Raw genomic sequence first — 12,566 nt, forward strand, 5'->3', positions numbered from 1 at the left:
GTGTGGCGTGCGCTACACTGCGCGCGAACCATGCCGTCCCCGCTCCCCATGCGCGTCCTCCCGCTGCTCTCGCTCGCCTTCCTGGCGTATCCCCTGCTCACCAGCTGCCAAGAGGGCAGCAGCAGCCTGCCGCTGGTGATCAACGAGGTGCACGCCACGCCCCCCGAGTGGGTGGAGATCCTGAACCTCAGCGACCAGCCGCAGCCCCTGCGTGACGTGCAGCTCATGGGCAGCGACGCCGACGGGCGCCCGAGCGAAGAGCGCGCGCAGCTGCCCGACATCGCCATCCTGCCGGGCGAGCACTTCGTGGTGGCGCTGGGCAAGGTGAACGCCGACAGCGAGCTGCACGGCGCTCGCGAGTGCGACATCGAGGGCGTGAGCGAGTGTGCCTTCGCTGCGTTTCGCGTGCGCGCCGACGAGGGCGAGACCGTGCACCTGTTCGAGAACGCGCGGCACATCGACTCGTTCGAGTACGCTCCCCGTGGCGCGAGCCTGGATGAGACGCAGTGCCGCCTGCCCGACGGCACGGGAGCCGAGCGCACGTGTGCCGCTACCCCGGCCGAGGAGAACAGCGCGCCATGAGCGGCCCCGAGGAGTTCGTCCATCGGACGCGCGAGGGCTTCTACGCGGGGCTCACGCTCTTCTTGGTGTTCCCGGCGATGGGTGTGGGAGCGCTGCTCGAGTCCGTCGCAGACATCCCGCAGGGTCCGATCCCGCTCATCGTGATCCTCGCGTTCGCCGTGGTCGTGTACTTCGGCCTCGGGGTCGAGAACCGTGTGGTGGTCGACGAGCGCAGCATCCGCTTCTCGCACGCTTCGGTGCGCTTCGGCATGCGCGGCGCAGAGACCGTGGCGTGGGAGATCCCGCTCGGACCGCACACCACCGTCCGAGAGGTGACCACGCGCACCCCCAGCAGCCGAGGAGGCTGGAACACCGGCACCACGCTCCACTTCTCGGAGACGCAGCGCATCCACGACACGGAGCTGGGGCTGAAGGGCGCTCCCAGCAGCCCGTACGATGCGCTGGTGATATCGCTGAAGCGCCGCCTCGGCGACGGATTTACGTCCGAGCAGGCGACCTGAGCCTCATCGTGACGGTGGCCAGCACCGAGCGCGCGCTCGAGCTGCGCTGGCCTGGCATCGCGGTGGCGTTCATGTCCGGGGCGCACCTGCTCACGGACATGGCCAGCACGGTCCACCGCACCAGCGCCTTTCGATAGGGGACATCCGGAAAAACGACTCCGCGCGCGGCGCCCGCCTTGACGCGCGGCTCTATTGACTGTAGTTCAATAGGGAACCCCACCAAGGAGTCGACATGAACAGCGAACACGTGGACGTGCTGATCGTCGGAGCGGGCCTCTCGGGCATCGGCGCGGCGCATCAGATCCAAGCGGAGTGCCCGTCGAAGAGCTTCATGCTGCTGGAGGCGCGCGACGTCATCGGCGGGACGTGGGACCTCTTTCGCTATCCCGGCATCCGCTCGGACTCGGACATGTACACGCTGGGCTACCGCTTCCGGCCCTGGACGGGCGAGAAGGCGCTGGCCGACGGGCCGTCGATCCTGAAGTACATCTGCGACACCGCGCGCGAGGCGGGCATCGACAAGAAGATCCGCTTCCACCACAAGGTGGTGCGCGCCGAGTGGAGCAGCGACACGCGCCGCTGGACGGTGACGGCCGAGCGCAGCGACACCGGGGAGCGCGTGCAGATCACGGCGGGCTTCGTCTACAACTGCAGCGGCTACTACCGCTACGACGCGGGCTACACGCCGGACTTCCCGGGCATGGAGCGCTTCGCCGGGCAGATCATCCACCCGCAGCGTTGGCCCGAGACGCTGGACTACACGGGCAAGCGCGTGCTGGTCATCGGCAGCGGCGCCACGGCCGTGACGCTGGTTCCGTCCATGGCCGACGAGGCGGCGCACGTGACCATGCTGCAGCGCTCGCCCACCTACGTGGTGACCGTGCCGGGGCGTGACCCCTTCGTCACGAAGGTGCGGCAGTACCTGCCCGAGCCCGCGGTCTATGCGCTCACGCGCTGGAAGAACGTGGCCCTCAGCGCAGGTATCTACCAGTTTGCCCAGCGGCGGCCCGAGAAGATGAAGGCGTTCATCCGCAAGATGCAGGTGCGCCAGCTGCCCGCCGGCTTCGACGTGGATACGCACTTCAAGCCTCGCTACAACCCGTGGGACCAGCGGCTCTGCGCCGTGCCCGACGGCGACCTCTTCAAGTCCATCCGCAGCGGCAAGGTGTCGGTGGTGACGGACACCATCGAGACCTTCACCGAGAAGGGTGTGCGGCTGCACTCGGGCCAGGAGCTCGAGGCGGACATCATCGTCACGGCCACGGGCTTCACGCTGCAGATGATGGGCGGCGCCACGCTCGTGGTGGACGGCAAGGAGGTCCGGCTGTCCGAGAAGATGACCTACAAGGGCATGATGTTGAGCGACGTGCCGAACTCGGCGTTCACCATCGGCTACACCAACTCGTCATGGACGCTGAAGGCCGACCTGGTGGCCGAGTACGTGTGCCGCATGCTCAACTTCATGGACGAGAAGGGCTACGACGTGGCCGTGGCGCGCAACACCGACCCGAGCGTGAAGCAGAGCCCGCTGCTGGACTTCGGCGCGGGCTACGTGCAGCGCTCCCTCGAGGAGCTGCCCACGCAGGGCTCGAAGTGGCCGTGGAAGCTGGGTATGAGCTACCCGGTGGACGTGGTCACGCTGCGCCACGGCTCCGTGGACGATGGCGTGATGCAGTTCAGCCGGGCGCCGAAGGCCGCTACTCGGTCCGCAGCGCAGCCACAGGGTCGAGCTGCGCAGCCCGCCGCGCCGGCCCCACTCCGAACACAAGGCCGATAGTCACGGAGACGCCCAGCGACAGGAAGATGCCGTAGAGCGGGATGATGGGCGGCCAGTCGCCCAGCTTGGCGATGCCATAGGCCAGCGCCACGCCCAGCAACACGCCCACGATGCCGCCGGCGATGGACACGACCACCGCCTCCACGAGGAACTGAAGGAGGATGTCGCGGCGGCGTGCGCCCACGGCCATGCGCACGCCGATCTCGCGCGTGCGCTCGCGCACCGACACCAGCATGATGTTCATGATGCCGATGCCGCCGACCAGCAGCGACACGGCAGCCACGCTCCCGAGCAGCGCCTTGAAGACGCCGGTCACCTGCCCGAGGGTCTCCAGCATCTCGGCCTGGGAGCGCACCGCGAAGTCGTCTTCCACGTCGTCGCGCAGCCGGTGCCGTGCGCGCAGCACCTGGGTGATGCGCTCCACTAGCTGCGGCGCGTCGTCCTCGTTGGCGATCTGCAGGTTGATGCCGCTGAGCTGCGGAAGCCCGAACAAGGAGCTCTGGTGGGTGCTGAGCGGGATGTAGACCTGGTCGTCCGGGGAGCTGAAGCCCGTGTCGCCCTTGCGCCCCAGCACGCCCAGCACGCGGAACGTGATGCCGCGCACCTGCACCCGAGCGCCCAGCGGTGAGGCGTCACCGAACAGCTGCTCCGCCACGTTGGCGCCCAGCACCACCACGCGCCGCCGCTGCGTGAGGTCGGCTTGGGAGAGGCCGATGCCGGTCGCAACGCTCAGCGCCCGCACCTCCAGGTACGCGGGCGTGACGCCGTAGATGGTGGCCGTCATGTTGAACTCGCGGTACTTGACCTGAGCGCTGCCTGCGGCCTCGGGCGCCACGCCCGTGATGCCGGGCAGACGCGCCAGGGCCTCGGCGTCGGCCAGCGTGAGCGTGTCCACCGTGCCGCTGCGCACGGGGCCGTTGGTGCGGTTGGCTGGCCGGATGTAGAGCAGGTTGGCGCCCAGCGCTCGGATCTGATTGGCCACGCTGGCCTGCGCGCCCTCACCGATGGCCAGCACGGCCACCACGGCGGCCACGCCGATGACCATGCCCAGCGCGGTCAGCGCGGTGCGCATGCGGTTGCTGAGCAGTGAGCGCATGGCGGTGCGCGCCGTCTCGCGGATCAGCATGAGGTGGCTCCGCGCTCTTCGACGTGCGCAAGCTCTCCGCGCCGGATCTCGTCCACGATGGCCGCCGCCGGTCCGTCCCCCTCGATGCGACCGTCTCGCATGGTGAGCGCGCGCTTCAGCGTGGAGGCCACGCTGAGATCGTGCGTGACCATGATGATGGTGGCGCCCTCGGCGTTCAGCTCGGCCAGCAGCCCGAGCACCTCTTGCCCCGTGCGCGTGTCGAGCGCGCCGGTGGGTTCATCGCACAGCAGGATGGACGGATCCGTGACCAAGGCGCGCGCGATGGCCACGCGCTGCTTCTGGCCGCCCGACAGCTCTGCGGGGACGTGGTGGGCGCGGTCCGCGAGGCCCACGCGCGCGAGGGCCGAGAGGGCGCGATTCTTGGTGTCGTCCACCCCTGCGTAGAGCAGCGGCAGCTCCACGTTCTCGGCGGCGCTCATGCGCGGGAGCAGGTTGAAGCTCTGGAACACGAAGCCGATGTGGCGGTTGCGCACCGCGGCCAGCTCGTCGCTCTTCATGGTGGCGACGTCGCGGCCCTCCAGCCGGTAGACGCCACTGGTGGGCTGGTCCAGGCAGCCGAGGATGTTGAGCAGCGTGCTCTTGCCGCAGCCCGAGGGGCCCAGGATGGCCACCGACTCTCCGCGCTCGATGGTGAACGAGATGCTGTTCACGGCCACCACGCGCAGCTCGGGCCGCTCCGGGTGGTACACCTTGCTGAGCGACTCGATGATGACCGGTGCGCTGGTCATCGCCGTCTCCGGCCGCCTGGGCTGCCGAACAACGCGCTCCCGCCGCTCCCGCTGGGGCGCCCGGCCTCTTCGCCTTCGGCCCGGGGTGGGTTCGGGTCGGCCGAGATCTCGTCGCCCTCGTTCAGGCCGCTCATCACCACCACGCTGGTTCCGTCCGTGCCGCCGGTGGTGATGTTGTGGGGCTGTCCGTCGGCCAGGAGGACGGTGGACTCTGCGCCATGGCTGCGCACCGCCGTGAGCGGGATGAGCAGCACGTCCTGTTGGCGGCTGGTCACGATCTCCACGTCGGCGCTCATGCCAGAGCGCAGCTGCCCGGCGCGCTCGTCCGTGACCACGATCTCCACGTCGAAGGTGACCACGTTGGAGGCGTTGGTGCCCAGCGGGCTGACGCGATGCACGCGCCCGGCGAAGACGGTGTCGGGGTAGGCATCGACGCGGATCTGCACGACCTGGCCCACCGACACGGAGCCGATCTGGGCCTCGTCGATGGCGCCGATGACGCGGAGGTCGGCGAGGTCCGCCAGCGTCATGATGGCGGACCCACCGCCCACGTTGGTGACCGCCGACGTGACCATGGAGCCCACCTCCACGGTGACCGAGAGCACGGTGCCGGTGATGGGTGCGGTGATGACGGTGGCCTCTCGCCGCCGGCGCGCGTCGGAGACGTTGAGGCGCGAGGACGCCACGAGGGCGCGCGCGGCAGCCACCTGCGCGCGCCGCAGCTCCACCTGCCGCTCGGCCACGCCCCGCTGGTGCTCGGTGGCGCGGGCGCTCTCGTCGGACACCAGCCCGAGCGTCTGGCCGCGGGCCGACACGTCGTTTGTGATGCCGGCCTGGCCCAGCTCGGCCTCCGCCACTGCCAGGCTGGCCTCGGCCTCGCGCAGCTGCGCCAGCGTGCGGCGCTGGTCGGCCAACGACCCATCCACGATGCGATCGGTGTCGAAGGGGTCGAGGCGGATGAGCGGCGTTCCGGCGGTCACCACCTGGCCCTCCTGGACCATGACCTCGATGACCTCGCCGCTCTCACGCGAGCGGATCTCCACCTGCACATCGGGCTGTATGGTCCCTGTGGCGCCGGCGTACTCCACCAGCTCGCCGCGCGTGACGCGCACGGTGACGCGCGGGCGACCCGCGTTGGGGTCCGGGCGGAAGAAGAAGTAGTAGACCGCGCCTCCGATGGCGCCCAGGAGCACGAGGGCAAGCAACGCACGCTTCATGATGCAGGTGTCCCGGCCACGCGCGGCGCGACCAACGAAGTGAGCAGCTCGCCGGTGCGGTGGCGCAAACGCAATACCACCAGCACCTCGTCCAGCACGGCACGCTCGCGCCGCAGGACGGCGCTGCGGGCTTGCTGTTGAGCCTCGATCACCACGATGGGCGTGGTGGTCCCGAGCGCCAGCCGCTCGCGTTCCGCGGTGGCCAGCTCCTCGGCGAGGGCCGTCTGTGCGTCGCTCTGCTGCGCCCGCGCTCGGGCCGTCTCGAGCTCCGTGAAGAGCGTGGCCAGCTCGGTCTCGATGGCCAGCTCGCGCGCGTGCGCCCGCGACCGCGCCGCCAGCAGCTGGGCGCGTGCCTGTTCATGCGCGGCGTCTGCGCGCCCACCTCCGACGGGGAGCTCCAGCTCGAGCCGCCCACCCACCGAGAACGCGGGCCGACCTCCCGGGAGCGAGAGCCCGCTCAGCATGTCGTCGGTCCACAGACCGCCCATGGAGCCGCTCAGGATCAGGTCGAGGCGCGCCTGGTCTGCGTCCGCAGTAGCGCGCAGCGCCTCTTCGGCGGCCTCGAGCTCGGCCATCACGGCCAGCCACTCGCTCGAGTTGGCCATGGTCAGGGCGAGGGCGCTCTCGAGGTCCACCGTGTAGGCGTCCAGCGCGGGGCGCGTGACGGCCACCAGGGTCTGCGCGCCTGCGGGCTGCCGCGCCAGGAGCCGCGACAGCTCGAGGGCCCGCGCGTCGCGCTGCTGCGTGGACACGGCGAGGGCGTCCTGCACCGTGAGCTGCTCGGTGGCGAAGCGCAGCACGTCGGCGCGCGCCAGGGTCCCGAGCGCCTGCTGCCTGCGCGTGGCCTCGTCGAGCTGCTGCGTGGCCAGCGCCAACGCCGCCGCTTGCACTTCCACTGCGCGCTGCGCGTACCACAGCTCCCAGTAGGCGGTCAGCACGTCGCGCGCGAGCTCGCTGGCGGCTTGATCGTGCTGGTGACCGGCCTGCCGCTCGACGGCCCGCGCCCGCTCGAGCGACGCGCGCGTGGCGTCGGTGCCCGCTCCGCGCAGCAGCGGCTGTGTGGCGGTCAGCGCGAGCTGCCCCCGGTAGACGGGGCCGATGGTGACGGCGGTGGTGGTCCCCGCGGTGAGGTTCACGGTCTGCCACAGCATGGACGAGGTGACCTCGGCGGTGACCCGCGTGCCTAGCGCGCCGGTGTGCTGCACCCCCAAGCGCGCGTCGCCGCCGTGGTCTTCATTGAGCACGGGGCCCTGGCTGGTGGCCGAGAAGCGCTCGTTGCGACTCGCCCCCACGCTGGCCGTCACGACGGGGCGCACGGCGTCGCGCTCGGCCTCGCGCCCATAGCGGGCGGCGGCGGCGTCTTGAGCGGCGGCCTCGAGCGCCGGGTTGCTCTCGGCCGCCAGCGCCAGCGCTTCTTCCGCGGTGAGCTGCTGGGCCGCGCCCTCGCTCGGCCAACCCAGCATCAACCCGAGCGACGCCGCCAGCACTGGCCCACGTGTCAGTCGGCGCACCCGTGGCAGGGGACGCCCTGCCGGGTCTGTCCTGAGTCGTCGAGGCGGGGACGGGGGGGCGGCGAGTGCGAGCATGACGCGACTTTCTAGCATCCTTCAGGGCTCAGGTATTCCACGACCCGCTGCGTAGACTGCCGACCGTCGGGCGGAAATCGATGAGAACTGACCTTGGGGCCACGGTGTGAAGGGGATGCGCGGGCCCATGTGAAGAAGTGTGAAGCTCGCGGGAGCCCGTCTCGCGACCGAACCCACCCTACGTGCACCTGGCCGGCAACGCGAGGTTGTCTCGTGTGTTCCGGGTTCTAGGATGCCTTTGGGCCGACGAACTCGACCGCGCGCTCCACGAACAGCCGCCAGTCGAGCGGGCAGTCGTTGTGGCCTCCTTCTTCGGCCAGCAGCGGACCCCCCGTGATGGCCGCAAGCGCCTCGGCGTGGGCGAAGGGAACCAGCTCGTCCCGGCGGCCGTGCAGGTGCAGCACGCGCCCGGGCTTGCTGCGCAGCACCGCGGCGCTGTCGAACGGGTCCACCACGAAGCGCGCGGGGAGCCGGTAGAGGTGGCTGGCCAAGTCCACCACGCTGGTGAACGTGCTCATCAGCACCAGCGCGAACGCGCCCCGCTCCCGATAGACCTGGCAGACGGCGCCGCCCCCGAGCGAGCGTCCCATCAGCACGCAAGCGCTCGGGTCCACGTCGGGGCGCGCCTGCATGCGGTCGTAGAGGCGCACGAAGTCCTGTCGCACCTTCGTCTCGCTGGCCTGTCCCTCGCTCCGCCCGTAGCCCCGGTACTCGGCGAGCAGCACGTGGAAGCCGCGCTCGCGGAAGGACTGCATGGGGTGCGGCCAGTCGTCGATCAGCTCGCCGTTGCCGTGCGCGAAGAAGATGGCGGGGCGCGGGCCCGAGCCGCTCAGCGCGGGCAGCCACCAGGCCTCGATGGGGCCCTCGTCGGTGACGAGCGTCCAGCGCTCGAGCCCGGGCACATCGCTGCCCGCACGGCAGGCCGGGATGCGGTCCTGGGCTGGGAAGAGCAGGGCACGCTGGAGCCGCTTGAACACGTTCAGTTCAGGGCCTCCGGGCGTGCCACCCCGCGCAGGAAGGCGGCCACGTGCTCGGCCACCTGCGCGGTGTGCTCCGTGGGGAGGCTGTGACCGGCACCCGGCAGCACCACCAGCTGCGAGCCGGCGATGTGCTCGTGCAGGAAGCGCGCGTACTTGAGTGGGGTCAGCAGGTCGGCGTCACCCACCAGGATGATGGTGGGGGTGCGGATCTGGTGGACCTCCGCCATGCGGTCGAACGCGTTGGCCGCCTGCCAGTCCGCGAGCGCGGTGGCGCGCGGGGTCAGGGCCGCGGCCTCGATGCTGCGCGCGAACGCCTCTCCCGCCGGAGCCGGGCTGGCTGTGTCGCCGCTCGGCGAGAGCGCCGCCAAGATGCTGGGGTGCACACGCAGCCGAGCGCCCGTGGCCACCAGCGCGAGCGCGCGCAAGCCGGGCGGAGCGTGCAGCGCGTACTCGAGGGCCACCGCGCCACCCATGGAGTGACCGAGCACCACGTGCGGCGCATCCAGGCTGCCCAGCGCTGCGGCCACACGCTCCCGGATGAACGCTGCCAGCTCTGCCACGGAGCCACGGGCGGGGCCCGGCACATCGGCGCGGCCCGGATACGAGAGGGCATGCGCCGTGACGCCCGCCTGGGCCTCGAGGGCCCGCGCGAGCGCAGCGCAGGACCCGCCGTCACCGCCCGCGCCATGACAGAGGAAGACGGCCGGCTGGGGCGCGTGCGCGCTCACAGCGACTCGGCGCGCTCCTGGAACTTCTGCATCATCTCCGGCAGCTGCGAGTCCGCGAAGGCCTTCTGGATCTCGAGCGCGATGGGCAGCGAGGTCACCAGCTCGGACCGGTAGTGCGCGATGGTCTCGCCATCGGCGGTCTCCTCGAGGCGCCAGACCCCGTCGTTGACCGTGAGGTCCGGCGAGGCGTGCAGCGTCCACGACACGGTCAGCGCGTCGCGGTCGATGGTGTAGTCCACGGTGTACTCGGTCTTCACGTCGAGGCCGGCGAAGGCCACGGCCACGTGGAAGCGAGCGCGCATCGCGGTTTCGGACTTGGACAGCACCTCGACCTTCTTCACCTCGGGCAGGAAGCGCGGGTAGTTCGTAACGTCCAGCACGACGTCCAGGAATTCCGAGGGGGCGACGAAGCTCTCGATGGTGGTCTCGCTGATCGGCATAGCGTTCCTCGTACAGCGCGATCGCCGCGGGGCGCAATGGGATTCGGTGGGTCGCCACGGAATCGCCACAACTTCTCCCCGCTCCTTCCTCGTGCGCTTCGCGAGGGCTCCATTCCGCGCCGTCAGGTTGTCCCCATGACACGTACGACATTTGGAGGTGCTCGATGAAGAAGCTCGGTTCGATCCTCGGGATCTGGGTGGGCTGCGCGTTCGCGTGGATGGTGCTCGGCTCGACGCTGACGGTGCGCTCTGGTGAAATGTCCTCGTCGCTGCGCGAGGAGGTGCACCGCCTGTGGGGGCCCGAGGGCGTGCAGTACGCACCCACGGCCACGTTCGAGACGGTGGGGGTGTCGGCCGAGACGCAGACCACCACGGTGGACGGCGAGACCCGTGAGACCACCACCCAGCGCGAGGAGCGCACACGGGTGGACGTGCCCCTGGTGCAGTCGGACCTGCGCGCGCGCCTGGAGCTCGAGCAGCGCAAGAAGGGGCTGAACTGGTTCCCCACCTACGATGTCACCTTCCGGGGCGTGTACCGCTTCGTGAACCCCACGGACCAGCCGCAACGCGTGAGCGTGGTGATCCCGCTCATGGCCGACAACGTGGGCTACGACAACTTCGTGGTGCGAGCACCCGGCGGGGCCGAGCTGCCGTTCACCATCACCAGCCAGTCCGCCACGGTGGAGCACGACTTCAGGCCAGGCCAAGCGGTGGCCTTCGAGGTGGCCTACCGCACGCGGGGTACCAGCTCGTGGACCTACCACATGGCGCAGGGCAACGGCCGCGTGCGCGACTTCCACTTGGTGGTGGACACCGACTTCCGCGAGGTGGACTTCCCGCCCGGCTCGCTCTCGCCCAGCGAGCACAGCGCCACCGGCGGCGGCTGGCACGGCGAGTGGCAGTTCGACTCGCTGATCTCGAGCGCGCCCGTGGCCTTGGCGCTGCCCGAGCAGCTCAACCCCGGCCCGCTCGCCTCGCGCATCACGTTCTTCGCGCCGGTCTCGCTGCTGTTCTTCTTCTTCGTGGTGGCCGTGCTGGCCACCGTCCAGAAGAAGGAGTTCCACCCCATGCACTACTTCATGATCGGCTGCGCCTTCTTCGCGTTCCATCTGCTGTTCGCCTACCTGGTGGACCACGTGCCCGTCACGGCCTCCTTCGCGCTGAGCGCGCTGGTCTCGCTGCTGCTCGTGGTGTCCTACGCGCGCCTCTTCGTGGGCTGGCGCTTCGCGCTGCGCGAGGTGGGCATCAGCCAGGTGCTCTACCTGGTGCTCTTCAGCTACAGCTTCTTCTGGGAGGGCTTCACGGGCCTCGCCATCACGCTCGGCGCCATCGGCACGCTGTTCGTGATGATGCAGGTGACCGGGCGTCTCGACTGGGGCAAGGCCGAGGGAGCGCCCAGCGCGGCACCCCCCGCACCCGGCTCGCCCGATGACTTCGGCGACCACCTCGGTGCGGCACGGCCAGTGAGTTTCTAGCGAGCGCTAGCCGGTCGCGTCGTTCTGCCCGGCGTGGCCGGCCGCGCTGTCCCGGTCCGAGACCACCGAGTTTCGGCCGCTGCGCTTGGCCTCGTAGAGCGCGGCGTCGGCCACGTCCAGCAGGGTCTCGACGGTGGCGTAGACCGGCGGCAGCGTGGCGATGCCGAAGCTGGCGGTCACGCGCAGGGAGCCACCCGCCGAGCGCGCCGCCGGCACACCGAAGTCGAGCGCCGCCACGGCCACGCGGCAGCGCTCGGCTACCACGCGTGCCTCGCCGTCTCCGATGCCGGGCAGCACCAGCAGGAATTCCTCGCCACCGAAGCGCCCGAGCGTGTCGTTCTTCCGCAGGCTGGCGTGGAGGGCGGTGGCGACCTGCCGCAGCACCTCGTCGCCGATCAGGTGACCGTGGTCGTCGTTCACCTTCTTGAAGTGGTCGATGTCCACCATGACCACCGAGAGCGGCCGCTTCTCGCTTGCGCGCGCGAAGGCCCGGTCGAGCACCTCCATGACGTAGCCACGGTTGAAGATGCCGGTCAGCGCGTCGGTCTGGGCAGCGCGCTCGAGGCGCAGCTCGCGGTAGCGCCAGCTGTCCACGATCATACCCAGGAACGGGAACACGATGATGGCGAGCGCGACGGTGGCCACGGTGGAGCGCAGCAGCCAGTCGGGCTCGAGCCCGCGCCCCGCCGTGGAGGCCATGTAGAGCGCCTCGAACGGCAAGAACCCGTGGTGGCTGAGGTAGGCGATGGCGGCCAGCCCGACCACGTGGAAGAACAGCCCGATCAACAAGACCTGACGCTCGAAGAACAGCATCCCCGTGGTGACGCCGGCCAGCAGCGCGAAGCCGCTGGGCGCGCTGAAGGGCCCGGTCACGTAGCTGAAGAACGCGATGTTGACCGCATAGTAGATGGCCGTGGCGTGCGTGAGCACCGGGCGCGGCTCGACGTCCTGCGCCCGCACCAGGCGCAGGGTGGGGACGAGCATCAGCGGCCAGAGCGCCACGATGGCGATGGACCACGGCGCGCTCGCGCGGACCGGGCCCAGCACGGTGTCGTCGAAGAACGGCCACCCGTCCAACGCTGCGGCCGTCAGGCTGTAGATGCCGGCTGCCACGCTCATGAGTGCTTGCACGAACAAGCACTTGGCCGCGTCGCTCAGCCGCCCCGTAGAGCCGGCCTTCTCCGCCATGCGGTCGAGTAACGGGAGGTGCTCCACCGGCGGCGCGGTGGTCATCCCGGACCACGACTGCAGCCCGTCGCCCGAGGAGGTGAACGAGCGCCGCTCCGCGCTGCGCAACGCAGCAGCGTCGGCAGCGAGCGGCTTCTCCTCTTCGGGTGGGCGCGTCGACGACGGGGACATTCCTGACCCTAGAGTGTATCGTTGTCTCGGTATTGGGAACGCCCTTT

At 70.3% G+C, this 12,566-nt stretch carries 12 protein-coding genes; 4 read left to right on the forward strand and 8 right to left on the reverse strand.

All coding sequences use genetic code 11. From position 1 onward, the window contains the following. Positions 1-30: 30 nt before the first annotated feature. The 3 genes from IPI43_18755 to IPI43_18765 all read left to right on the forward strand — a co-directional run bounded on the left by IPI43_18755 (position 31) and on the right by IPI43_18765 (position 2,859). A complete protein-coding gene (locus IPI43_18755; protein ID MBK7776141.1) occupies positions 31-582 on the forward strand; it encodes a lamin tail domain-containing protein in 552 nt (183 codons plus the stop codon). Then, the gene (locus IPI43_18760) at positions 579-1,082 is read left to right on the forward strand and encodes a hypothetical protein (GenBank protein ID MBK7776142.1); all 504 of its coding nucleotides are present in this window, start codon (positions 579-581) and stop codon (positions 1,080-1,082) included. Before IPI43_18755 ends, IPI43_18760 begins: the two co-directional genes overlap by 4 nt. A gap of 232 nt (positions 1,083-1,314) precedes the next feature. Next, positions 1,315-2,859 carry an NAD(P)/FAD-dependent oxidoreductase gene (locus tag IPI43_18765; GenBank protein MBK7776143.1) on the forward strand — a complete coding sequence of 515 codons (1,545 nt, stop codon included), beginning with the start codon at positions 1,315-1,317 and terminating at the stop codon, positions 2,857-2,859. Here the strand turns inward: IPI43_18765 and IPI43_18770 are convergent. The 7 genes from IPI43_18770 to IPI43_18800 all read right to left on the reverse strand — a co-directional run bounded on the left by IPI43_18770 (position 2,780) and on the right by IPI43_18800 (position 9,685). After that, on the reverse strand, positions 2,780-3,985 hold the full coding sequence (locus tag IPI43_18770) for an ABC transporter permease (protein MBK7776144.1): 1,206 nt from the start codon (positions 3,983-3,985) through the stop codon (positions 2,780-2,782). The two genes, IPI43_18765 and IPI43_18770, sit on opposite strands and share 80 nt — an antisense overlap. Next, on the reverse strand, positions 3,979-4,734 hold the full coding sequence (locus IPI43_18775; protein ID MBK7776145.1) for an ABC transporter ATP-binding protein: 756 nt from the start codon (positions 4,732-4,734) through the stop codon (positions 3,979-3,981). The genes IPI43_18770 and IPI43_18775 overlap by 7 nt, the downstream gene beginning before the upstream one ends. Further along, the gene (locus IPI43_18780) at positions 4,731-5,951 is read right to left on the reverse strand and encodes an efflux RND transporter periplasmic adaptor subunit (protein ID MBK7776146.1); all 1,221 of its coding nucleotides are present in this window, start codon (positions 5,949-5,951) and stop codon (positions 4,731-4,733) included. Before IPI43_18780 ends, IPI43_18775 begins: the two co-directional genes overlap by 4 nt. After that, positions 5,948-7,462, reverse strand: a complete 1,515-nt coding sequence (locus IPI43_18785; GenBank protein MBK7776147.1) for a TolC family protein — start codon at positions 7,460-7,462, stop codon at positions 5,948-5,950. The genes IPI43_18780 and IPI43_18785 overlap by 4 nt, the downstream gene beginning before the upstream one ends. A 302-nt stretch (positions 7,463-7,764) precedes the next feature. Then, the gene (locus tag IPI43_18790) at positions 7,765-8,514 is read right to left on the reverse strand and encodes an alpha/beta hydrolase (protein MBK7776148.1); all 750 of its coding nucleotides are present in this window, start codon (positions 8,512-8,514) and stop codon (positions 7,765-7,767) included. Positions 8,515-8,516: 2 nt separating this feature from the next. Next, on the reverse strand, positions 8,517-9,245 hold the full coding sequence (locus IPI43_18795) for an alpha/beta fold hydrolase (GenBank protein ID MBK7776149.1): 729 nt from the start codon (positions 9,243-9,245) through the stop codon (positions 8,517-8,519). Further along, positions 9,242-9,685: an SRPBCC family protein gene (locus tag IPI43_18800; protein ID MBK7776150.1), complete on the reverse strand. Its 444-nt coding sequence runs from the start codon at positions 9,683-9,685 to the stop codon at positions 9,242-9,244. Before IPI43_18800 ends, IPI43_18795 begins: the two co-directional genes overlap by 4 nt. A 164-nt stretch (positions 9,686-9,849) precedes the next feature. Here IPI43_18800 and IPI43_18805 point away from each other — a divergent pair, with 164 nt between their 5' ends. Continuing rightward, positions 9,850-11,160 carry an inner membrane CreD family protein gene (locus IPI43_18805; protein ID MBK7776151.1) on the forward strand — a complete coding sequence of 437 codons (1,311 nt, stop codon included), beginning with the start codon at positions 9,850-9,852 and terminating at the stop codon, positions 11,158-11,160. Positions 11,161-11,166: 6 nt separating this feature from the next. On the opposite strand, the gene IPI43_18810 is transcribed toward IPI43_18805, so the two are convergent. Beyond that, positions 11,167-12,519, reverse strand: a complete 1,353-nt coding sequence (locus tag IPI43_18810) for a GGDEF domain-containing protein (GenBank protein ID MBK7776152.1) — start codon at positions 12,517-12,519, stop codon at positions 11,167-11,169. Positions 12,520-12,566 lie beyond the last annotated feature (47 nt).

Source organism: Sandaracinaceae bacterium (assembly GCA_016706685.1).
Classification (GTDB): Bacteria; Myxococcota_A; Polyangia; order Polyangiales; family Houyiibacteriaceae; genus JADJJE01.